The 22374-nt window shown below is 74.4% G+C and carries 21 protein-coding genes; 2 read left to right on the top strand and 19 right to left on the bottom strand.

Annotated elements, in window-relative coordinates:
* Positions 1-100 precede the first annotated feature (100 nt).
* From secF to pdxT, 8 genes are all read right to left on the bottom strand, one after another.
* Positions 101-1219: a protein translocase subunit SecF gene (gene secF / locus WAB14_RS06485; RefSeq protein ID WP_340268602.1), complete on the bottom strand. Its 1119-nt coding sequence runs from the start codon at positions 1217-1219 to the stop codon at positions 101-103.
* Positions 1216-3105, bottom strand: coding sequence for a protein translocase subunit SecD (gene secD / locus WAB14_RS06480; RefSeq protein ID WP_340268600.1), 1890 nt, complete (start codon positions 3103-3105; stop codon positions 1216-1218). Before secD ends, secF begins: the two co-directional genes overlap by 4 nt.
* A gap of 16 nt (positions 3106-3121) precedes the next feature.
* A complete protein-coding gene (yajC, locus tag WAB14_RS06475) occupies positions 3122-3424 on the bottom strand; it encodes a preprotein translocase subunit YajC (protein ID WP_340268598.1) in 303 nt (100 codons plus the stop codon).
* Positions 3425-3501: 77 nt separating this feature from the next.
* Entirely contained in the window at positions 3502-4638 is a 1137-nt protein-coding gene (gene ruvB / locus WAB14_RS06470) for a Holliday junction branch migration DNA helicase RuvB (protein ID WP_340268596.1), read from the bottom strand.
* Positions 4635-5270, bottom strand: coding sequence for a Holliday junction branch migration protein RuvA (gene ruvA, locus WAB14_RS06465; protein WP_340268594.1), 636 nt, complete (start codon positions 5268-5270; stop codon positions 4635-4637). The genes ruvB and ruvA overlap by 4 nt, the downstream gene beginning before the upstream one ends.
* Positions 5271-5379: 109 nt before the next feature.
* A complete protein-coding gene (gene ruvC, locus WAB14_RS06460) occupies positions 5380-5949 on the bottom strand; it encodes a crossover junction endodeoxyribonuclease RuvC (protein WP_340268592.1) in 570 nt (189 codons plus the stop codon).
* Between the two features lie 60 nt (positions 5950-6009).
* On the bottom strand, positions 6010-6774 hold the full coding sequence (locus tag WAB14_RS06455) for a YebC/PmpR family DNA-binding transcriptional regulator (protein WP_340268590.1): 765 nt from the start codon (positions 6772-6774) through the stop codon (positions 6010-6012).
* A gap of 12 nt (positions 6775-6786) precedes the next feature.
* Entirely contained in the window at positions 6787-7470 is a 684-nt protein-coding gene (gene pdxT / locus WAB14_RS06450) for a pyridoxal 5'-phosphate synthase glutaminase subunit PdxT (protein WP_340268588.1), read from the bottom strand.
* Here pdxT and WAB14_RS06445 point away from each other — a divergent pair.
* The gene (locus WAB14_RS06445; RefSeq protein WP_340268586.1) at positions 7445-7840 is read left to right on the top strand and encodes a hypothetical protein; all 396 of its coding nucleotides are present in this window, start codon (positions 7445-7447) and stop codon (positions 7838-7840) included. The two genes, pdxT and WAB14_RS06445, sit on opposite strands and share 26 nt — an antisense overlap.
* Here WAB14_RS06445 and pdxS read toward each other — a convergent pair.
* The 7 genes from pdxS to thrS are packed head-to-tail and all read right to left on the bottom strand — an operon-like array spanning position 7788 to position 14816.
* On the bottom strand, positions 7788-8708 hold the full coding sequence (gene pdxS / locus WAB14_RS06440; protein ID WP_340268584.1) for a pyridoxal 5'-phosphate synthase lyase subunit PdxS: 921 nt from the start codon (positions 8706-8708) through the stop codon (positions 7788-7790). The genes WAB14_RS06445 and pdxS overlap by 53 nt on opposite strands.
* Positions 8705-8986 (bottom strand): hypothetical protein, encoded by a 282-nt coding sequence (locus tag WAB14_RS06435; protein ID WP_340268582.1) that lies wholly within the window; start codon positions 8984-8986, stop codon positions 8705-8707. The genes pdxS and WAB14_RS06435 overlap by 4 nt, the downstream gene beginning before the upstream one ends.
* On the bottom strand, positions 8977-10551 hold the full coding sequence (locus WAB14_RS06430) for a glycosyltransferase family 4 protein (RefSeq protein WP_340268580.1): 1575 nt from the start codon (positions 10549-10551) through the stop codon (positions 8977-8979). The genes WAB14_RS06435 and WAB14_RS06430 overlap by 10 nt, the downstream gene beginning before the upstream one ends.
* Positions 10548-11486 carry a phosphatidylinositol mannoside acyltransferase gene (locus WAB14_RS06425; RefSeq protein WP_340268578.1) on the bottom strand — a complete coding sequence of 313 codons (939 nt, stop codon included), beginning with the start codon at positions 11484-11486 and terminating at the stop codon, positions 10548-10550. The genes WAB14_RS06430 and WAB14_RS06425 overlap by 4 nt, the downstream gene beginning before the upstream one ends.
* Positions 11483-12145, bottom strand: a complete 663-nt coding sequence (gene pgsA / locus WAB14_RS06420) for a phosphatidylinositol phosphate synthase (RefSeq protein WP_340268576.1) — start codon at positions 12143-12145, stop codon at positions 11483-11485. The genes WAB14_RS06425 and pgsA overlap by 4 nt, the downstream gene beginning before the upstream one ends.
* Positions 12142-12768, bottom strand: a complete 627-nt coding sequence (locus tag WAB14_RS06415) for an HIT family protein (protein ID WP_340268574.1) — start codon at positions 12766-12768, stop codon at positions 12142-12144. Before WAB14_RS06415 ends, pgsA begins: the two co-directional genes overlap by 4 nt.
* Before the next feature lie 8 nt (positions 12769-12776).
* A complete protein-coding gene (gene thrS, locus WAB14_RS06410) occupies positions 12777-14816 on the bottom strand; it encodes a threonine--tRNA ligase (RefSeq protein WP_340268572.1) in 2040 nt (679 codons plus the stop codon).
* Between the two features lie 201 nt (positions 14817-15017).
* On the opposite strand from thrS, the gene WAB14_RS06405 reads away from it, so the two are divergent.
* On the top strand, positions 15018-16634 hold the full coding sequence (locus WAB14_RS06405) for an amidase family protein (protein ID WP_340268570.1): 1617 nt from the start codon (positions 15018-15020) through the stop codon (positions 16632-16634).
* Positions 16635-16680: 46 nt separating this feature from the next.
* Here the strand turns inward: WAB14_RS06405 and WAB14_RS06400 are convergent, their stop codons facing one another.
* From WAB14_RS06400 to WAB14_RS06385, 4 genes are read right to left on the bottom strand one after another with little or no spacing between them, the layout of a single operon-like run.
* Complete coding sequence (locus tag WAB14_RS06400) at positions 16681-18126, bottom strand: GH1 family beta-glucosidase (protein ID WP_340268568.1); 1446 nt, start codon at positions 18124-18126, stop codon at positions 16681-16683.
* Entirely contained in the window at positions 18123-20474 is a 2352-nt protein-coding gene (yicI, locus tag WAB14_RS06395) for an alpha-xylosidase (protein WP_340268566.1), read from the bottom strand. Before yicI ends, WAB14_RS06400 begins: the two co-directional genes overlap by 4 nt.
* Positions 20474-21382, bottom strand: a complete 909-nt coding sequence (locus WAB14_RS06390) for a carbohydrate ABC transporter permease (RefSeq protein WP_340268564.1) — start codon at positions 21380-21382, stop codon at positions 20474-20476. Before WAB14_RS06390 ends, yicI begins: the two co-directional genes overlap by 1 nt.
* Positions 21379-22365, bottom strand: coding sequence for a carbohydrate ABC transporter permease (locus WAB14_RS06385; RefSeq protein ID WP_340268562.1), 987 nt, complete (start codon positions 22363-22365; stop codon positions 21379-21381). Before WAB14_RS06385 ends, WAB14_RS06390 begins: the two co-directional genes overlap by 4 nt.
* Between the last annotated feature and the right edge of the window lie 9 nt (positions 22366-22374).

The raw sequence follows: 22374 nt of genomic DNA, 5'->3' as shown, positions 1-22374 counted from the left end.
CGCGACGTCCCGGCCCGCGACGAGCCGGTCGTCCCAGTCTAGGAGCAGGCGGGCGTCCCGCTCGCCGCGCGCCCGGACCCCGGTCCGGACGCCGGGAGCATCAGCCGCGCTTGTCGCGCGGCAGTCGCCGCGGCTGCTGGCGCTGCCCCTGCTGCCGCGACTGCGCGAGGACCGCGGAGCGGGGGCCGGACCAGTCGTGCTCGGCGACGTCGACCGACGGGCCGGCGGGCGCGGCCACGGGCGTGCGCCCCTCGCGACGACGGAGGACCGCCGTGTCGTGGGCGACGATGCCCTCCTCGCGCTCCCGCAGCTGCACGAGCAGCGGGGTCGCGACGAAGATCGAGGAGAACGTCCCCACGGCCGTGCCGATCGCGAGGACGAGGGCGAGGTCGAGCAGCGTGCTCGCGCCCAGCAGCGCGACGCCGATGACGAGGACCGCGAGCACCGGCAGGATCGCGACGACGCTCGTGTTGATGGAGCGCACGAGCGTCTGGTTGACGGCGAGGTTCGCCCCCTCGGCGAACGTCTGGGTGTCGCCCTCGAGCGCCTCCCGCGTGTTCTCCCGCACCTTGTCGAACACGACGACGGTGTCGTAGAGGGAGTACGCGAGGACCGTGAGGAAGCCGATGACCGTCGACGGCGTCACCTCCAGGCCCGTGGCCGCGAAGATCCCGACCGTGAAGACCATGTCGAGGACGAGCGCGGCCAGCGCGGCCACGGCCATCTTCCACGTGCGGAAGTAGAGGGAGATGACGACGGCGACCAGGGCGAGGAACACGAGGAGGCCCTGCAGCGCCCGCACCGAGATCTGCTCGCCCCACGAGGCGCCGACGAACTGGGAGGTGACGGCGGAGGTCTCGACCCCGTACGTCTCGGCGAGCGCCTCCGCGACCGCCTCCGTGTCGGCGGTGCTGAGCTCCCCCGTGCGGACGCGGACGTTGTCGCCGTCGATGATCGTCGTCTGCACCTGGGTGTCGCCGACGACGCCCGTCACGGCGTCCTCGGCCGCGAGCGTGCTCACCTCGCCCGGGACCGCGCTCACGCGGAACTCGGACCCGCCGGTGAAGTCGATGCCGAGGTTGAGCCCGCGCAGGAGCAGCGCGGCGACGGCGAGCGCCACGAGGACGCCGGTGAGGACGTACCAGCGGCGGCGGTTGCGGACGATGCCGTAGGAGCGGGCGCCGGTGTAGAGGTCGTTGCCCCAGCGGTCGAACTTCACAGGACTGCCCCTTCGTTGGCGGCGGCCGCGGCGCGCTTGCGCTCGGCGACGGTGGTCCCCGTCGGCACGCCGCGCGTGCCGCTGCGGATGGCGTTGCGGGCGACGACCGAGCCGAGGTGCTCGGCGTCGAAGCCGGACAGCGTGTGCCCCTCGCCGAAGAAGCGGGTCCGCGACAGCAGCGTGACGACCGGCTTCGTGAAGAGCACGACGACGATGAGGTCGATGACCGTCGTGAGGCCGAGGGTGAACGCGAAGCCGCGCACCCCGCCGACCGAGACCGTGTAGAGCACGACGGCGGCGAGCAGCGACACGGTGTCGGAGATGAGGATGGTCCGCAGCGAGCGTTCCCAGCCCCGCTCGATCGCCACGGCGACGCTGCGCCCGTCGCGGATCTCGTCGCGGATGCGTTCGAAGAAGATGATGAACGAGTCGGCGGTGATGCCGATGGCGACGATGAGGCCGACGACGCCGGGCAGGCTCAAGCGGTAGCCCTGCCGCCAGGAGAACAGCAGCAGCAGCCCGTACGCCAGCAACCCGGCGATGGCGAGCGACGCGATCGTCACCAGCCCCAGGGCCCGGTACTGCACGAGCATGTAGACGACGACGAGACCGAGGCCGATGAGGCCCGCGAGGACCCCGAGGCGCAGTTGCTCGTCGCCCAGCGTGGCGGAGATCGACTCCGTCGACTCCACCGTGAACGACAGCGGCAGGGCGCCGTAGCGCAGCTGGTTGGCGAGGACCTCGGCGGTCTCCTGCGTGAAGTTGCCGGAGATCTGGGCCTGGCCGTTGGGGATGATGCCGTTCATCGTCGGGGCGGAGATGACGACGCCGTCGAGCACGATCCCGAAGCGGTTGCGGTCACCGGTCAGGTCGAACAGGCGCCGCGAGACGTCGGCGAACTGGTCGGTGCCCGTGCCGTCGAACTGCAGGTCGACGACGATCTGGCCGGTCGACAGACCGGTCTGGCCGGTGCCGAAGCCCCAGCCGGCGTCGGCGACGTTCTCGCCCTCGACCTCGACCGGACCGAGGACGTACTTCTCGAAGCCGTCCTGGCTGCAGACGACGAGGGGTTCGTCGTCCTGCGACTCCGACACGCGCGTCACCGCGCCGGTCTCCGGGTCCAGGCACGACAGCTGCTCGAACTCCGCGAGCACCTCGGGCGTGAGGTAGGCGGGGTCGGAGGCGTCGGTGGGCTCGACCGCGGGCTCGGCCACCGGCTCGGCTGTCGGCTCGGCGACCGGCTCGACCGGTTCGGCGGTCGGGGCGCCGGTCGGCTCCCCGGTGGGGGCGGCCGCGAGGGCGTCGGCGACGTCGCCGCGCGGCACGGCGCGGCCCTGGGCCGACGGCGCCACGGAGGGCTCGGCCGTCGCGTCCGCGGGACCGGCGGACGGGACCGCGGACTCCTCGGCGGCCGGGGCCGTCGCCTCGCCCACCGGTGCCGACGGGTCGCCGGACGGGGCCACGGAGGGCTCGAACAGGCTCGGGTCGACGCCCGTGCCGGCGAGCAGGACGGGGCGGAACTCCAGCTGCGCCGACGCCCGGACGAGGTCGAGGGTCTCCTCGTCGGCCTGCCCGGGGATGCTGACGACGATGTTGCTGCTGCCCTGACGCACCACCTCGGCCTCGGTGACGCCGGTGCCGTTGACGCGCTGGCGGATGATCTCGACCGCCTGGTCGATGGACTCCGACGGGATCTCGGCGCCCTCCTCCGCGACCGGGGTGAGCACGACCTGCGTGCCGCCCTCGAGGTCGAGCGCGAGCGACGGCGACCAGCGTGCGTCGTCGAGGAAGTAGCCGCCGGTCACGGTCCCGAAGACGAGCGCGACGATGACGGCGAGGAGGACGAGGGCGCGCCGTGGGCGCGACCGACGTGTGGTGGTGGTCACGGGTGATCTCTCGGTCTCAGGTCGTGGGGGTGGGCGGCTGCTCGTCGCCGGGTGTCTCGGCGGCGGGCTGGTCCGGCACGACCCGGACCACGGAGCCCCGCACCCACTCGGTGCGGTGACCGTCCTCGCTCGCGAGCGTGACGGTGTCGTCGGTGAGCGCGGCGACGGTGCCGAGCATCCCCGACGCGGTGAGGACCTTGCGTCCGACGGCGAGGGAGGACTGCACGTCGCGGACCTCCCGGCGCTGCCGGCTGAAACGGCTGAACTGCAGGACGAGGATGACCGCGAGCCCGAGGAGCAGGATCAGGGCAGGGTCCACAGCAGTCCTTCCGATCGGCCGGTGGCCCCTCCGGGCGCACACCGGCGAGCCCCCAGCGGCAGGAGCCCCGGAGGAGTCTAGGCGAGGCGGCCGCCCTCCCCGTACGCCCGCCAGAAGTCGTCGTCCGTGCCGGTGCCGTCGTCACCCGCCCGCAGCACACCGGTCGCGGGGACCGCGCCCACCTCCGCGCCCACCTCCCGGACGGGCGGGGTGAGCCCGAGGTGCTGCCATGCGGGGGGCAGCGCGACCCGGCCGCGCGGGGTGCGCGCGAGGAAGCCGCGCCGCAGGAGGAACGGCTCGCACACCGTCTCGACGGTCTCGGGCTCCTCCCCCACGGTGGTCGCCAGGGTCGACAGCCCGACGGGACCGCCTCCGAAGCGGCGGCACAGCGCGTCGAGGACGGCCTGGTCGAGCCGGTCCAGCCCCAGCTCGTCGACCCCGAACAGCGCGAGCGCCTCGCGGGCGTGGTCGAGCGTGACGACGCCCCCGTCGGCGACGTCGCCGTGCACCTCGGCGTAGTCGCGGACCCGCCGCAGCAGCCGGTTGGCGATGCGGGGGGTGCCGCGGCTGCGCCGGGCGACCTCGTGGGAGACGTCGGGCTCGAGGCGGATGCCGAGCAGGCGGGCGCTGCGGCGCAGCACCCGCTCGAGGTCGGCGTCGTCGTAGAAGTCGAGGTGGCCGGTGAAGCCGAAGCGGTCGCGCAGCGGGGAGGGCAGCATGCCCGCGCGGGTCGTCGCCCCGACGAGGGTGAAGCGCGGCAGCGGGAGCGGGATCGCCGTCGCGCCGGGGCCCTTGCCGACGACGACGTCGACGCGGAAGTCCTCCATCGCGACGTAGAGCATCTCCTCCGCGGCCCGCGACATGCGGTGGATCTCGTCGAGGAAGAGCACCTCGTGCTCGTCGAGCGAGGACAGGATGGCCGCGAGGTCGCCGGCGTGCTGCAGCGCGGGACCGCTCGTGACGCGGACGGGCACGCCCATCTCCGCGCCCACGATGTACGCCAGCGTCGTCTTGCCGAGCCCGGGTGGTCCCGCGAGGAGGACGTGGTCGGGGCTGCTGCCGCGGCGCCGTGCGGCCTCGAGCACGAGCCCCAGCTGCCGCCGCACGACGGGCTGACCGACGAACTCGGCCATCGCCCGCGGCCGGAGCGCGGCCTCCTCGGCGAGCTCGCCCGTGGCGGCCACCGGGTCGACCTCCCGCTCCGGCCCGCTCACGCCGGCGCCAGCCCGCGCAGGGCGGCCCGCAGGAGCACGGCGGCCTCGACGGTCTCCTCCCCCTCGGCGGGGACGACGCGGGCGACGGCGTCCTCGGCCTGCCGCTGCTGCCACCCGAGCCCCACGAGGGCCGTCACCACCTGCGCGGGGACGCCGTCCGGCGCCTGCGCGGGGGCGGGGAACGTGGCCGTCGTCGCCGCCCCGGCGCCGGTTCCCGCCGCTGGGCCGGAGGGCACCCCCAGCCGGTCGCCGAGCTCCAGCAGCATGCGCTGCGCCCCCTTCCGACCGATACCCGGGACCGCCGTGAGCGCCTTCTCGTCCTGGGCGGCCACCGCGGTGCGCAGCGCGTCCGGCGACAGGACCGCGAGGACCGCGAGCGCGAGCCGCGGCCCCACCCCGGAGACGCTCTGCAGCACCTCGAAGACGTCGCGCTCGTCGTCGTCGGCGAACCCGAAGAGCGTGAGGGAGTCCTCGCGGACGACGAGGGACGTCGCGAGGCGGCACTCCGCACCGGGTCGCAGGCCCGCGAGCGTGCGGGGGGTCGCCCGGGCGAGCACCCCGAGACCACCGACGCCGACGACGACCCGGTCGAGGTGGACCGCGAGCACGCGCCCGCTCACCTCGGCCAGCACGAGCACCTCCGCACGGGCACTACGACACCTGCGCCGACCTCTGCGCCCATTCCTGCGCCGACTCCTGCTGCACCGAACACGTGTACGAGGGTAGCGAGGGGCTCCGACGTCACGGGGAGGCGCGCCGCGACGACGCGCCCTGGCGGACGAGCTCGGCGTAGCGGCTGCGGGGGGCCGCGTCGGCGGCCGCCCGGCGCCGCACGTCCGCGGTCCCCCGCCACAGCTGGCACAGCGCGAGGGCGACGGCGTCGGCGGCGTCGGCCGGTCGGGGCGCCGCCGCCAGGCCGAGGATCCGCGCCACCATGAGCCCGACCTGCGCCTTGTCGGCGCGGCCGTTGCCGGTGACGGCCGCCTTCACCTCCGACGGGGTGTGCGTCGCGACCGCGAGGCCGACCTGCGACGCCGCGAGCATGACGACCCCGGCCGACTGCGCGGTGCCCATGACGCTGCGGACGTTGTGCTGGGCGAAGACCCGCTCGACGGCGACGACGTCGGGCCGGTGCTCGTCGAGGAGCGCGACGACCGCGGCGTGGACCGTGACGAGCCGGCGTGCGACGTCCTCCCCGGGGTCGGTGCGGACGACCCCCGCGTGGACGAGCCCGGCGCGCCGACCGCCCTGACCGTCGACGACGGCGACACCGCAGCGGGTGAGGCCGGGGTCGACTCCGAGCACGCGCACCGGGCCACTGTGCCCGGGGAGCCGGCGCGCACCGGGCAGGCGCGCCCGGCGGAGGGCAGGTCAGGCGGGCTCGAGCTCGGCGAGGACCTCGTCGGACACGTCGAAGTTCGCGTAGACGTTCTGGACGTCGTCGGAGTCCTCGAGCGCCTCGATGAGCCGGAACACCTTGGCGGCGTGCTCGGCGTCGAGCGGCACCTGCGTGGCGGGCACGAAGGAGGCCTCGGCGGACTCGTAGTCGATGCCCGCGTCCTGCAGGGCCGTGCGCACCGCGACGAGGTCGGTGGCCTCGCTCAGGACCTCGAACGTGTCGCCGAGGTCGTTGACCTCCTCCGCGCCGGCGTCGAGCACGGCGGCGAGGACGTCGTCCTCCGACAGCCCGCCGTTCTGGTCCTTGCCGACCACGACGACGCCCTTGCGGGTGAAGAGGAACGACACGCTGCCGGGATCGGCCATCGTGCCGCCGTTGCGCGTGACCGCGACCCGCACGTCGCTGGCCGCGCGGTTCCGGTTGTCCGTCAGGCACTCGATGAGCACGGCGACCCCGCCGGACGCGTAGCCCTCGTACATGATCGTCTGGTAGTCGGCGCCGCCGGCGTCCTCGCCGGAGCCCCGCTTGACCGCGCGGTCGATGTTGTCGTTGGGGACGGAGGACTTCTTCGCCTTCTGGATGGCGTCGTACAGCGTCGGGTTGCCCGCCGGGTCCCCGCCGCCGGTGCGTGCGGCGACCTCGATGTTCTTGATGAGCTTCGCGAAGAGCTTGCCGCGGCGAGCGTCGATGGCCGCCTTCTTGTGCTTGGTCGTCGCCCACTTGGAGTGACCCGACATACGCTGTGCCTCCTACCGTCCGTCGTGGGGGGCCTGCGTCGAGGCGACCGTCGCCTCCGCCGAGCGCACGAGCAGCCGGTGCACCCGGTCGTCGCCCGACAGCTCCGGGTGGAACGCGGTCGCGAGGAGCGGCCCCTGCCGCACCGCCACGATCGTATCCCCCTGGCCGGGGCCCGCCGTCGCGCCGGGCACCCGGGCGAGCACCTCGACGCCGGGTCCCACCTCCACCGCCCGGGGCGCCCGGATGAACACGGCGTGCACGGGGCCGCCCTCGACGCCGACCACGTCGAGGTCGCACTCGAAGGAGTCGACCTGCCGGCCGAAGGCGTTGCGCCGGACCGTCATGTCGATGCCACCGAGGGTCCGCTGGCCCGCGGCCGGGCCCTCGATCCGGTCGGCGAGCAGGATCATCCCGGCGCACGAGCCGAGCGCGGGCATCCCCCCGGCGAGGCGCTCCCGCAGCGGCTCGGCGAGGTCGAAGGCACGCACGAGCCGGTCGATCGTCGTCGACTCCCCGCCGGGCAGGACGAGCGCGTCGACCTCGTCGAGCTCGCCGGGCCGCCGGACGGTGCTGACGCGGGCGCCGCAGCGCTCGAGCGCGGCAAGGTGCTCCCGCGTGTCGCCCTGGACGGCGAGCACTCCGACGCGTGGGGCGTGGGACCCTCCTGCTGTGGCGTTCGCGACGTTCCTCACCATTGTCGGCCTCCTCGTCGGCACTGCGGTGCTCCTGCTGCGGCCGAGCACGGCGCTGCTGGTGGTGCGCTCGCTCGGCGACGACGCGCCGCCGGCGGCGGACGTGCGCCTGCTCGCGGGGACCGTCGTGACCGCGGTCGTGCTGCTCGCGGTGGGGACGGTCGCCCTCACCGGTGCCTCGGCGGCCGTCCCGCTCGTCGTCACCGCGGTCGTCGCCGTGGTGGGCGCCGAGGCGCTGGGCCGGGCACTCGACCGGCCCGAGGTGCGCGCGCGGCTGGTCCGGGCGGGCCTGGCGGCCGCCCGTCGCGTCTCCGGGCTCGCTACCAGCCTCGTTCGGCGAGCCGGTGCGGAGCCGGCAGCTCGGCGACGCTGATCCCGACCATGGCCTCCCCGAGGCCGCGCGAGACCTTCGCGACGACGTCGGGGTCGTCGTGGAACGTCGTCGCCTTGACGATGGCGGCCGCCCGCGAGGCGGGGTCGCCGGACTTGAAGATGCCGGAGCCCACGAAGACGCCGTCGGCGCCCAGCTGCATCATCATCGCCGCGTCGGCGGGCGTCGCGATGCCGCCCGCGGTGAAGAGGACGACCGGCAGCCGACCGGCCTGCGCTACCTCCCGCACGAGCGGCAGCGGCGCCTGGAGCTCCTTGGCGGCCACGTAGAGCTCGTCCTCGCGCATCGCCGACAGCCGGCGGATCTCGGCGCCGATGGTCCGCATGTGGGTGGTCGCCTGGCTGACGTCGCCCGTGCCCGCCTCGCCCTTGGAGCGGATCATCGCGGCGCCCTCGGAGATGCGCCGCAGGGCCTCGCCGAGGTTCGTCGCGCCGCAGACGAAGGGGACGGTGAAGCCCCACTTGTCGATGTGGTGGGTGTAGTCGGCGGGCGACAGCACCTCCGACTCGTCGACGTAGTCGACCCCGAGGCTCTGCAGGACCTGCGCCTCGACGAAGTGCCCGATGCGGGCCTTCGCCATGACGGGGATGGAGACCGCGCCGATGATCCCCTCGATCATGTCGGGGTCGCTCATGCGCGCGATGCCGCCCTGGGCGCGGATGTCGGCCGGGACCCGCTCGAGGGCCATGACGGCGACGGCGCCGGCGTCCTCGGCGATCCGGGCCTGCTCCGCGTCGACGACGTCCATGATGACGCCGCCCTTGAGCATGTCGGCCATGCCGCGCTTGACGAGGTCGGTGCCGGTGGTGCCGGTCGGGGCGGGACCGGTCGAGGGGGTGGAGGTGCTCACCCCCCGATGGTAGATCCGTCGTCCGGTGCGCTCGTCACGCCCTCCGGCGCCGACGGGGACGCCGGCGTCGGTTCGGGCGCGGGTTCCGGTGCCGGCACCGCCGTGAGGCGCGGGGCCGTCGCCACGGGGACGGGGGCGTCGCTCGGGGCGACGACCGCGGGCTGCGGCGGGTCCGCGTCGTCGCCGCCGAGCAGGCTGCACCCTGGCAGACCCACGGCGAGGAGCGCGGTCCCCGCGACGAGCCCGACCCGGGTCCGGCGTCGCGTCGTCAGGGGCACCCGGCGAGCCTAGGCGCGGACCGGGCGGGCGGTGGGACCTGCGACGAGGCGGGCGCCGCGTCGTCGAGCTCGACGGTGGGGCGGCGCCCGCGCCTCGCGAGGTCGTTGACGACCAGCCGGGTCCGTGCGACGCGGCTCGTGGCCCCGGCGAGCGCCTGCCGCACGGCCGGAGGCAGGTCGGGGTCGCGGGCGAGGACGCTCAACCGGTTCTGCGCGGCCAGGTCGGTCGGGTCGAGCGCGGCGCCGGCCGCCGCCGCGAGCGTCCGCAGCACCCCCGGCGTCCCGTCGTCCGCGTGCCGCGCCGTGAGCCGGACGGCGAGCGCCGCCCGGTCGGTCAGGGCGTCGTGCAGCGCCTGCCGCGCCCCGGCGGCAGCATCGCCGGGCGGTTGCAGGCGCAGGGCGAGGTGGTAGGCCTCCTCCCAGCCCGCGGCGACCGCGGGCCACGCGAACTCCTCGGCCCGCACCCGGGCGGCAGGCGCCCCCGCGCGGGCCGCCGCCGGGTCCTCGAGCACGCCGACGAGCGCCGCGGCGAGCGCGACCGGGTCCCCGACGGGGACGAGCCGCCCGCTGCCGGCGAGCACGTCCCGGAAGGCCGGGAGGTCCGAGGCGACGACGGACGTCCCCGCCGCCATCGCCTCGACGAGGACGAGCCCGAAGCTCTCCCCGCCGCGGTGCGGGGCGACGAGGACGTCGGCCTCCGCGACGAGACGGCGCTTGTCGGCCTCGGGCACGGCACCCGTCGCCTCGACCCCGGCTCCGAGGGGCAGCCGCGCCCCGTCGCGGGGCCCGACGACGAGCAGGCGCGCGTCGGGGACGGCGCGCCTCACGGCGGGCCAGGCCGCCAGGAGGACGTCGACACCCTTGCGAGGCTCCCCCGCCCGTCCGAGGACGACCGCGGTGGGCGCCCGGTCGTGGGTGGCCGGGGAGGTGTCGGCCGCCGCAGCCCACCCCGCGACGTCGACGCCGTTCGGCAGGACGAGCGCGTCACGGCCGAGGTGGTCGACGACGGTGCGGCGCGCGTGGTCGCTCACCGCGCTCAGGAGGTCGACACCGCGCAGGACGCCGCGCACGTGCCGGGCGGCCGTGCGCAGCGCGCGGGACCGACCGGCCGGGTGCGGGCTCATGGCGACGTGCACGGTCGCGACGACCGCGGGCGGACGCCTCGCGTGGGGGCCGGCGGCGGCGCGGTCCTGCGCGAGCCGCCGCAGGACGGAGTGCCCGATCCCCGGCGGGATCGGCTCGTGGACGTGGACGACGTCGAAGCCGCCACCGGCGACCCGGGCCGCAGCCTCCGACCGGGCGCCGGGTCCGAGGCCGAGGCGGGCCGTCGAGCCGTTCGTCGGCACCCCGACCGCCCGGCCGACCGGCCGCACCCGCTGCCCGGCCCGGTGTCCGACCAGGTCGCCCGGACCGGTGCCGGGTCGCGCCGAGCGGGGACCGACGACCTCGACGACGTGACCGCGGGCGGTGAGGGCGTCGGCGAGGCCGAGGACCTGCTCACGGACCCCGCCGACGGCGTCGAGGTCGTAGGGGCAGACGAGGGCGACCCGCAGGGGGCGGCTCACGGGCGTGGGCCCTCGAGGTCGGCGACGAAGACGCGCTGGAGCATGTGCCAGTCCGCTGCGGCGAGCCTGATGTCCTCCCCCAGCTCGGCCGCGACCGCGGCGGTCGCGGCCGCCACGGCCTCGGGTCCGTCGTCGGGGACGGGGACGGGTGGGTGGAACCTCACGTGCAGCCCGTACCCCGACGGGGAGCGGCTGCTCGGTCGGTACGTGATCCCCACGGGCACGAGCAGCGCCCCCGTGCGGGCCGCGAGGACCGCCGGGCCGCCGGCGACGCGGGCGGGCTCCCCGAGCAGCGGGACCGTGACCCCGCGGCGGCCGAGGTCGCGGTCGGCGAGCAGCGGCACGAAGCCGCCGCCGCGCAGCACCCGCTCGAGCTCGGCCGTCACCCCCGGCTCGTCGTGCGCGAGGACGCGGATGCCGATCGAGCGTCGGAAGGCGACGAAGCGCTCGTAGACCTCGGCGGGCCGCAGCCGCTCGGCCACGGTCACGACGGGGGCCAGCCGCAGCGCGGACCACGCCCCCGCGTGGTCCCAGTTGCCGAGGTGCGCGAGCCAGCACACGACGCCGCGGCCCTCGGCGAGCGCGGCACGGACGGGCCCGTCCCCCTCGCTCGTCACGTGGTCGACCACGCGCGCCTCGTCCCAGTCGGGCAGGCGGAAGGCGTCGACCCAGTAGCGGACGTAGGAGCGGACGGCCTCGCGGACGAGCGCCTCCTCGCTCGCCGGGTCGAGGTCGACGACGACGCGGCGCAGGTTCGACCGCAGCCGCACGACCCCACGTCCACCGCCGCTCGCGACGCGGTCCGCGACGACGTCCCCCCACCGGTACGCCCACCGCTCGGGCAGCAGCCGGACCAGCCGCCAGGCGAGCAGGTACGCGGCCGCGACCGCGCGGTCGCGGAGGGAGCCGTCCCCCTCGTGCGGGGGCGGCGTCACCGCCGTGGCGGGGCGGCGCCCGGCGCCGGCCCGGGGACGACGCGGGGGTCCGGTTCCGTCCCGAACGCCTGCAGGACGCGCACCGCCCGCTGGGCGGTCGTGACGACGCTCGCGAGGAGCAGGAGCGCGAGGACGCCGTGCAGCACGGCGACCGGCACCCCGAGGGCCTGCACCGACCACGTCGCGAAGATCCCGAGGGCGAGCCGGTCGCCGCGCTCCGCGATCCCGTTGCTCGCGTCCACGCCCATGCTCTCCGCCTTCGCCCGCGCGTACGGCACGAGCGCGCCGAAGCCCACGACGAGCACGGCGAGGACGAGGCCGGTCGTGTCGCCCTGCAGGTGGAACCAGATCGCGAGCGCTCCGAAGATGCTGGCGTCGGCGACCCGGTCGAGCGTGGAGTCGAGGAAGGCGCCCCACCGGGTGCTCCGCCCGGACAGGCGCGCGACGGTCCCGTCGAGGCTGTCGAACATCGCGAAGGCGAACAGCAGCCACGCCCCGAGCTCGAGGCGCCCCGCGGGCCAGAACACGAAGGCGCTGACGACGACCCCGAGGGTGCCGACGACGGTGACGACGTCGGGTCCGACGCCGAGCGCGACGAGGCCACGCGCGGGCACGAGCATGACGGCGCGGACCACGCCGCGCAGGCGACGGGCGATCACGTCCCGGCCGCCCCGTCGTCCCCCGCGTCGTCCCCCGCGTCCTCCCCCGCGTCGTCCCCCCCGTGGTCCCACGCGTCGGCGAGCAGCCGGCGGGTGTCGTCGAGCAGCACGGGGACGGCCTTGGTGCGCGCGACGATGGGGAGGAAGTTGCTGTCCCCGCCCCACCGCGGCACGACGTGCTGGTGCAGGTGCGCGGCGACGCCCGCACCGGCAACGGGCCCCTGGTTCATGCCGAGGTTGAACCCGTGCGGGTGCGACACCCGCCGGAGCACGTGCATGGCCGCGCGGGTGAGCGACGCGACCTCCGCCACCTCCGCCTCCGTGAGGTCGGTGTAGTCGGCGACGTGCCGGTACGGGCACACGAGCAGGTGACCCGGGTTGTACGGGTAGAGGTTGAGGACCACGTACGCGTGCGCGCCGCGGGCGACGACGAGGCCCTCGTCGTCCGCGAGGGTGGGCGCGCGGCAGAACGGGCACGCCCCGGCGGAGTCGTCGGCGGGCTTGTCCTGCCCGGCGATGTACGCCCACCGGTGAGGGGTCCACAGCCGCTCGAACCCGTCCGGGACACCGGCGACGAGCGCCGGGTCCTCGGCGGCGGGGGTCCCGTCCACCTCTCCGCTCACACGCCCGTTCACACCTGCACGCGGTCGCGGACCGCCTGCACCACGCGCGCCACCGCCGCGTCGACGGGCACGCCGTTCTCCTGCGAGCCGTCGCGGAAGCGGAACGACACCGAGCCCGCGGCCCGGTCGTCGTCGCCCGCGATGAGGAGGAAGGGCACCTTCTGCTTCGTGTGGGTGCGGATCTTCTTCGGCATCCGGTCGTCGGAGGCGTCGACCTCCACCCGGATCCCCTCGGCGCGCAGGCGGTGGGCGACGTCCTCCAGGTAGTCGACGTGGGCGTCGCTCACGGGGATGCCGACGACCTGAACGGGCGCGAGCCACGGGGGGAACGCGCCCGCGTAGTGCTCGGTGAGGACACCGAGGAACCGCTCGATCGACCCGAACTTCGCCGAGTGGATCATCACGGGGCGCTGGCGGCTGCCGTCGGCCGCGGTGTACTCGAGCCCGAACCGCTCCGGCTGGTTGAAGTCGAGCTGGACCGTCGACATCTGCCACGTGCGGCCGATGGCGTCACGCGCCTGGACGGAGATCTTCGGGCCGTAGAACGCGGCGCCGCCCGGGTCGGGCACGAGCTCGAGGCCGGTGCCCTCCGCGACGCGGCGCAAGGTCTCCGTCGCCTGCTCCCACGCCTCGTCGGAGCCGATGAACTTGTCGCCCTCGCCGCGCGTCGACAGCTCGAGGTAGTAGTCGTCGAGGCCGAAGTCGGCGAGCAGGCCGAGGACGAACCGGAGCAGCTTCTCGATCTCCTGCGGCGCCTGCTCCGCCGTGCAGTAGCTGTGGGAGTCGTCCATCGTGAGCCCGCGGACGCGCGTGAGGCCGTGCACCACCCCGGACTTCTCGAACCGGTACACCGACCCGAACTCGAACAGCCGCAGCGGCAGCTCGCGGTAGGAGCGCCCCCGGCTCCGGAAGATCAGGTTGTGCATGGGGCAGTTCATGGCCTTGAGGTAGTACTGCGAGTTCTCCAGCTCCATGGGCGGGAACATCGTGTCCGCGTAGTACGGCAGGTGCCCCGAGGTCTCGAACAGGTGCTGCTTGGAGATGTGGGGCGTGCCGACGTACTCGAAGCCCTCCTCGACGTGCCGTCGCCGGACGTAGTCCTCCATCTCGCGCTTGACCACGCCGCCGCGGGGGTGGAACACCGGGAGGCCGGAGCCGATCTCGTCCGGGAAGCTGAACAGGTCGAGCTCGGTGCCGAGGCGGCGGTGGTCGCGCCGCTCGGCCTCCGCGAGGCGGTCGAGGTAGGCCTGCAGGTCGTCCTTCGTCGGCCACGCCGTCCCGTACACCCGCTGCAGCTGCGGGTTCCTCTCGCTCCCCCGCCAGTACGCCGCAGCCGTGCGCATGAGCTTCCAGGCGTTGCCGAGCACGCGCGTGCTCGGCACGTGCGGGCCGCGGCACAGGTCCTTCCACGCGACGCTGCCGTCGCGGCGGACGTTGTCGTAGATCGTCAGCTCGCCGGCGCCGACCTCGGCGCCCGCCCCCTCCGCGGCCTCCGCCGCATCGGCGCCCGCGCTGCCCTTGAGCCCGATGAGCTCGAGCTTGTACGGCTCGTCGGCGAGCTCGGCGCGGGCCTCGTCGTCGCCGACGACGCGGCGCCGGAACGTCTGGCCCTCCTTGACGATCCGCTGCATCGCCTTCTCGAGCGCCTTCACGTCGTCCGGGGTGAACGGCTCGGCGACGTCGAAGTCGTAGTAGAAGCCGTCGCGCACCGGCGGGCCGATGCCGAGCCTCGCCTCGTCGCGCGTCGCCTGGACCGCCTGCGCCAGGACGTGCGCGCACGAGTGCCGCAGCACCGCGAGGCCGTCCTCCGACGCCACGTCGACGGCCTCGACCCGCTCGCCCGGGCCGGCCTCGCGGTGGAGGTCACGGAGCTCGGGGCCATCGGGGGTGTCGACGCGGACGACGACGACCTCGCGCGGCGGGTGCTCGGAGCCGGCGGCGCGGGCGACGAGCTCGCCGTACGTCGTGCCCTCACCGGTCGCCTGGGTGCTCTCGGTGCCGTCGAGGGAGACCACGGTGACGGGCAGGGTGCCGGCGGGTGCGCTCACCCCGCAGACGGTAGCGACTGGTCGGCCCCTGGCCCGACGCGGTCCGCGCGGCCCCGCCGGCGCCTCGTCACGTGACCGTGACAGGAACGTCACCGGCACGACCCGCGGGGGTCCGCTGGTCGGACGTCCGTTCATCCAGCGGACACACGGCCTCCCTACCGTCCGGTCACCTCTTCCCTCCGGGACCACCTAGGAGCACCCATGCCCGGTTCCACCCGCCGACCGCTGTCCGTCACCGGTCTCGTCGCCGCCACCGCGCTCGCCCTCGCGGGCGTCGGTGGTGTCGCCCTTCCCGTCGCCGCGCGTGACGCGGCCACGAGCGCCGTCGCCCCGCCCGCGCCGTCGCGACCCGCCCTCGCCGCCCTCGACCTCGAGACGGCGACGGCCGTCGACCTCCAGCAGCTCATGACGTCCGGCGGGGCCTCGAGCGAGCAGGTCGTCCGCGCCTACCTCGACCGCATCGCCCTGCTCAACACCGACGGACCGGGGCTCAACGCCGTCCGCTCGCTCAACCCCGACGTCCTCGCCGACGCCCGCGCCCGGGACCGCGAACGCCGCCGCGGCGACGTCCGGGGCCCGCTCCACGGTGTCCCGGTGCTCATCAAGGACAACATCGACCTCGCGGGCTCCCCCACCACCGCCGGGTCCATCGCCCTCGAGGACAGCTACCCCGCCGGCGACGCCCCGCTCGTCACGGCGCTGGAGAGCGCAGGCGCCGTGGTCCTCGGCAAGACCAACCTCAGCGAGTTCGCGAACTTCACCACCAGCGGCATGCCGAGCGGGTACAGCTCCCTCGGCGGCCAGGTCCTCAACCCCTACGACGCGAGCGTCACCCCGAGCGGGTCGAGCTCCGGCACGGGCGCGGGAATCGCGGCCGGCCTGGCGCCGATGGGCATCGGCACCGAGACGTCCGGATCGATCCTCAGCCCGGCGCAGGCGAACTCCCTCGCCGCCGTCAAGCCGATCGTCGGACTCATCAGCCGCACCGGCGTCATCCCGATCTCGGCGACGCAGGACACCGCCGGTCCCATGACGACGACGGTCACCGACTCCGCCCTCCTGCTGTCGGCGCTCGTCTCCGTCGACCCGGAGGACCCCGCCACCGCGGGTGCTGCCCCCTACGTCGACGTCGACTACGCCGCCGGCCTGTCCACGACGTCGCTCGAGGGCGCACGCCTCGGCGTTGTCGCCTCCTCGAACCCTCTGTTCACCGACGCGCTCGCGGCCCTGGAGGCGGAGGGCGCGACCCTCGTGCCCGTCACCGTGCCGAACACGTCGGCGCCCGGGATCCTCTTCGACGAGTTCGAGCGGGACATCGACGCCTACCTCGCCCGCCTGCCGGAGTCGGCGCCCATGGACAGCCTCACCGACATCGTCGCGTTCAACGAGGGCCGTCCGGAGATGAAGTTCGGGCAGACGATCCTCGTGGAGTCGGAGTCCCGGGACCTCACGGACCCCGCCCAGCTCGCGACGTACGAGGCGAACCGCGACCGCGGCCTCGCCGAGAGCCGGGCGAGCATCGACGGGGTCCTCGCCGCGAACGACCTCGACGCGATCGTGTCGCTGTCGGGCACCACAGGCGTCGGCGCGCGCGCCGGCTACCCCAGCGTCTCGGTGCCCGCCGGCTACTCCGCCGCCAACGGGCGGCCGAGCAACGTCGTGTTCCTCGGCACCGCGTGGTCGGAGGCGACGCTGCTGTCCCTGGCCTACGACTACGAGCAGGCGACGCTGCTGCGCCGTCCACCGTCAATCGTCAACCCGACGCTGTTCCAGTGCCTGGAGCCCGTCCGGCTCCGCGAGGCGAGCTGCGCGCCCTGACCGGCGCACCGTCGGCCGCCGTCACCACCGGGTGGCGGCGGCCGACCTACGCCCCGGGCAGCAGGCCGGTCCGCGCGAGGTCCGCGAACCAGCGGCCGCTGTCCTTCACGACCCGCTCCTGCGTGTCGTAGTCGACGCGGACGATGCCGAACCGCTTGGCGTAGCCGTAGCCCCATTCGAAGTTGTCGAGCAGCGACCACACGACGTAGCCCCGCAGGTCGACGCCGGCGGCGAGCGCACGGTGGCAGGCGGTGACGTGGCGGCGCAGGTAGTCGACGCGGTCGGCGTCGTGGACGGCCGGCCGTCCGTCGGGACCGGTGACGACCTCGTCGGGGAACGCCGCTCCGTTCTCCGTCACCATGAGCGCCTGGTCGGGGTAGGTGCGCGACAGGTGCCGCAGCACCTCCTCGAGCCCGGCCGGGTCGATGTTCCATCCCATGTCGGTGTACGGCCCGGGCGAGGCCGGGAACTCCACCCGTTCGTCGACGCCCGGCCACGGCGAGCCGCCGACGTCCTTGTGGCCGTCAGCGCGCTCGCGCGTCCCGGCCCCGTCCCACAGCCGCACGCGGGTCGTCGAGTAGTAGTTGACGCCGAGGACGTCGAGCGGCTGGCGGACGGTCTCCGCGTCACCGTCGCGGACGAAGGACCAGTCGGTGAGCGCCGCGGTGTCGTCGAGGACGTCCTGCGGGTACCCGCCGACGAGCATCGGCTGGAGGAAGACGCGGTTCGCGAGCCCGTCGACCATGCGGACCGCCTCCGCGGCGCCGTCGCCGACGCCCCGGAAGACGTGCATGTTGAGGGTGACCGACATCTCGGGGGTCCCTGTCGAGGTCTCCCGCAGGGCCCGGACCGCGAGGCCGTGGGCGAGGTTGAGGTGGTGGACGGCGGCGAGCGCCGCCGCGGGCTCGGTCCGACCGGGCGCGTGGGCCCCGGAGCCGTACCCGAGGTAGGCCGAGCACCACGGCTCGTTGAGCGTCGTCCACGTCGCGACCCGGTCCCCGAGCGCCGAGCCGAGGACGCCCGCGTACTCCTCGAACGCCTCCGCCGTCGCCCGGACCGGCCAGCCGCCGGCGTCCTCGAGGGGCTGCGGCAGGTCCCAGTGGTAGAGCGTCGCGACGGGCCGGATGCCGCGGGCGAGGAGCCCGTCGACGAGGCGGGAGTAGAAGTCGAGACCGGCGCGGTTCACCGGCCCCCGCCCGGTCGGCTGGACCCGGGGCCACGCGACGGAGAACCGGTACGCGCCGAGACCGAGGGAGGCCATGAGGTCGAGGTCGGCCTCGAGGCGGTGGTAGAGGTCGGCGGCGACGTCACCCGTGTCGCCGGCCCACACCTTCCCGGGCGTGCGGCTGAAGGTGTCCCAGATGCTCGGCCCGCGCCCGTCCTCGGCCGCCGCGCCCTCGACCTGGTAAGCGGCGGTCGCGGAGCCCCACACGAAGCCGTCGGGGAACTGCAGGCCGCTGCCTCTGTAGTCGTCGCGGGAGTCGTCGCTCACAGCACCACCCTGCCCGCGACGGCGTCGACCGGCTCGTCGCCGGGCCGGGAGGCGGAGAAGGCGGTGACGGGCTCGCTCGTCACGGTCGTCGTCCCGTCCTCCGTGACCACGGTGAAGACGGTCTCGACCCCCGTGACCGGTGAGGTGACCCGCGCACGGCGGACGGCGGGCGACGTGCCGTGGACGGTGACGACCGCGCCGTCGGCGTAGTCGTGCTCGGGCGTGTCGTCACGGGCGCCCGTCACGAGCACGGCGCCGTCGCGCACCCACAGCGGGACGCTGTCGAAGCCGTGCCGCTCCCGGCGCCACCCCGGCCCGGCCGTCTCGCCGGTGAGGAGGTTCGTCCACTCCCCCGCCGGCAGGTAGTAGGTCACGTCGCCGTCGGCGCTCATCACGGGCGCGACCAGGAGGTCGGGCCCGAGCATGTACTGCCGGTCGAGGTGCTCCACGGCGGGGTCGTCGGGGAACGCCAGCACCATGGGTCGCATGACGGGCAGGCCCTGCTCGTGCGCCAGCCGCCCCGCCTCGAACAGGTACGGCATGAGCCGGAGCTTGAGCCGCGTGAAGGCGCGCGTGACGGAGACCGCGCTCTCCGGGTCGGCCTCCGGGCGGGCCTCGGCCTCGTCGAACGCCCACGGCACGCGGTAGCTCTGCGAGCCGTGGAGTCGCGAGTGGCTCGACAGCAGCCCGAACGCGAGCCACCGCTTGAAGACGCCCGGGTCCGGGGTGCCCTCGAATCCGCCGATGTCGTGGCTCCAGAACCCGAACCCGGACAGCGCGAGCGAGAGCCCGCCGCGCAGCGACTCCGCCATCGACTCGTAGCTCGAGGAGCTGTCCCCGCCCCAGTGCACGGGCAGCCTTTGGCCGCCGGCCGTCGCGGAGCGGGCGAAGAGCACCGCCCGGTCGCGACCGTGCTCCTGCTCGACCGCCTCGAAGACGGCCCGGTTGTACAGGTGGGCGTACCAGTTGTGCATCGCCTGGGGGTCGGAGCCGTCGTGCCACACGACGTCGGTGGGCACCCGCTCGCCGAAGTCGGTCTTGACGGCGTCGACGCCCTGGCGCAGCAGGCCGCGCACCTTGTCCTGGTACCAGGCGGTCGCCGCAGGGTCGGTGAAGTCGACGAGGCCCATCCCGGCCTGCCACATGTCCCACTGCCACACGCTGCCGTCGGCGCGGCGGACGAGGTAGCCGGCCGCAGCCGCCTCGTCGAAGAGCGCGGAGCGCTGGGCGACGTACGGGTTGAGCCACGCGCTCACCCGGAGGCCGCGCTCGTGGAGGCGGGCGAGCATGCCCTCGGGGTCGGGGAAGACCGCCGGGTCCCACTCGAAGTCGGTCCAGCGGAACTCGCGCATCCAGAAGCAGTCGAAGTGGAAGACCGACAGCGGCAGGTCGCGCTCGGCCATGCCGTCGATGAAGCCGCTGACCGTCGCCTCGTCGTAGTCGGTGGTGAACGACGTCGACAGCCACAGCCCGTACGACCACGCGGGCACCTGCGCGGGCCGGCCGGTCAGTGCGGTGTAGCGCCGGAGGACGTCGGCGGGGGTGGGTCCGTAGACGACGAGGTACTCCAGGGCCTGGCCGGGCACGGAGAACTGGACCTGCTCGACGGCCTCGCTGCCGACCTCGAACGACACGTGCTCGCGGTGGTTGACGAGGACCCCGTAGCCGCGGTTCGTGAGGTAGAACGGGACGTTCTTGTACGCCTGCTCGCTGCTCGTGCCGCCGTCGGCGTTCCAGATGTCGACGCTCTGGCCGTTCTTCACGAGGGGCCCGAAGCGCTCCCCCAGCCCGTACACGAGCTCGCCGACGCCGAGCTGGAGCTGGCAGCGGACGTAGGAGCGGTCGGGCGCGAGACCGGTGCCGCTCACGCCGGCGACGCCCGCGGGCTCGGCGGTGACCGTCGCGTCGGGGGCCAGGGACAGGTGCGCGAGGGACTTGTGCCCGCTGCGGGTGAGGAGCCGGTCCGCGGCCTCGAACGCGAGGTCCCACGGCGCACCGCGGGCGATCCGGGCCCGCAGCGGCCCCGCGTCGAGGACCCCGTGGGTGTCGTCGAGCTTCGCGGTGCCGCGCCCGCTCTCCGCCCCGACGAGGTCGAACCCGGCCGACGCCGGCCGGCCCCGGTGGTGCTCGGTGCGCACCCGGACGACGCCGTCCATGGGGCTGGAGAGCGTGACCGTGAGGACCGGCCGGTTGAGGGTGTCGCCCCGGCCCGTGACGACCCGCGTCGGCGCCGTCACGACGAGGGCCTCGCCGTCCTCGTTGCGGCCGACCTCGAGGGTGCGCGCCTCGGCGGCGAAGCCGGCGTCGACGCCGGGTCGCAGGTGCCAGAACCCGTCGGTGAACTTCATTACTTGACTGCTCCTGCGGTGATGCCCCGGGTGAGGGTGCGTTGGAAGAGGAGGAAGAAGACGAGCGTCGGGAGGAGGCCGAGCAGCGCGGAGGCGCTCGTCGTCGTGACGTCCATGAGCCGGTCGCCCTGCAGCACGGTGATCGCGACCGGGACCGTCTGCGTCTCGTTGCTCACGAGGAACGTGAGCGGGATGAGGAACTCGTTCCACGTCCAGATGAAGAAGAAGATCGCGAGGACGCTGAGCGTGGGGCGGGAGATCGGGAGCACGACGCGCCAGAGGATCTGCCAGCGGCTGGCGCCGTCGAGCGCGGCCGCCTCGAGGACCTCCTTGGGGAACGTGCCGTAGACGCTGGCGAGCAGGTAGGTGCCGAAGGCGCTCTGGATGACGGTGAAGATGATGATCACCGACCACACCGTGTTGTAGAGCCCGACCTCCTTGAACATGAAGTAGAGGGGGTAGAGCAGCACCTCCTGCGGGAGCATGTTGGCCAGCAGGATGAGCAGGACGATCCCCGTGCGCCCCTTCACCCGGCCGATGCCGAGGGCGAAGGCGTTGAGCACCGACAGCAGCACGGCGAGGACCGCGACGGAGCCGGAGATGAGGACGCTGTTCCACAGCTTCTCCGGGAAGTCCACCCGCTCCCAGAACGCGACGATCCCGTCGACGTAGAGGCTGCTCGGCAGCGAGAGCGGGCCCTCGCTGCTGTACTCCGCCGGCGACTTGAACGAGTTGACGAGGATGAGGAGGAACGGGACCGCGACGAGCAGCCCGACGAGCACGGCGACGGCGAGCGTCGCCCAGTCCGCGCCGGTGCGGCGGCGCCGCCGCCGGGACCGGGGTCGCGGCGCCGGTTGCGAGCGTCGCTCGCTGGACGTGTGCTCGGGGGCGGTGACGACGGCGCTCATCGGGTCTCCTCCCGCTTCTCCAGCCGGGCCTGGACGGTGACGAACACGACGGCGAGGGCGGCGATGACGACCGTGAGGGCCGTCGCGATCGTCGCGCCGTAGCCGACCTGCTGGGACTGGAAGAACTCGCTGTACGCGTAGTAGGCGGGCACGACCGTCGACGTCCCCGGTCCGCCGCCGGTGAGGGCGTAGACGGGGCCGAACACCTTGAGCGCCGCGATGGCGCACGTGAGGACGACGACGAAGATCTCGGGCCGGATCATCGCGACGGTGATGGCGCGGAAGCGGTGGAACCAGCCGGCCCCGTCGAGCTCGGCCGCCTCGTACAGCTCGGGGTCGACGCGCTGCAGCGCCGCCATGAAGATGACGACCGGGTAGCCGATCTGCACCCAGACCAGGACGACCATGATGCTCGGCAGTGCGGTCGCGGGGTCGCCCAGCCAGTTCGCCTGCAGGGAGCCGAGCCCGACGGCCCCGAGGACCGTGTTGAGGGCCCCGTCCTGCGGGCGCAGGATCCAGCCGATGACGATCGCCGCGACGACCGACGGGAGGATCTGCGGCAGGTAGTACGTCGCGCGCAGGAAGCTCGCGACCCTCCCGCCGAACTTCCGGCCGATCAGGTCGAAGAGCATCGCGGCGAGGACGAGACCGAGCGCCGTGGGGACCACGACCATCGCGACGACCATCGCGACGGAGTTGCGGAACGACGTCCAGAACGTCGTGTCACCCGCGAGCTCGACCCAGTTCTCCAGGCCGACCCACTCCGGCGGGCGGATGCCGCGGTAGTCGGTGAACGTGAGGTAGACGTTCCACACGAGCGGCACCAGCACGATGACCGTCAGGAGCACGAGGCCGGGCACGAGGTAGGGCCAGTACGTGGCGCTGCGCAGGCCGGGGATGAGGCCCGTCGCGGCCCCCGCCCGCCCGCCGCGCGGGGCGGCGGGCGGACGGGCGGTGCCGGGGGGCGCGGGGGCCGTCGTCATGGTCGGGAC

It is taken from the genome of Aquipuribacter nitratireducens, from assembly GCF_037860835.1.
GTDB lineage: Bacteria > Actinomycetota > Actinomycetes > Actinomycetales > JBBAYJ01 > Aquipuribacter > Aquipuribacter nitratireducens.
The sequence above is the reverse complement of the archived record's forward strand: the minus strand, read 5'-3'. Positions and strand labels throughout refer to the sequence as shown.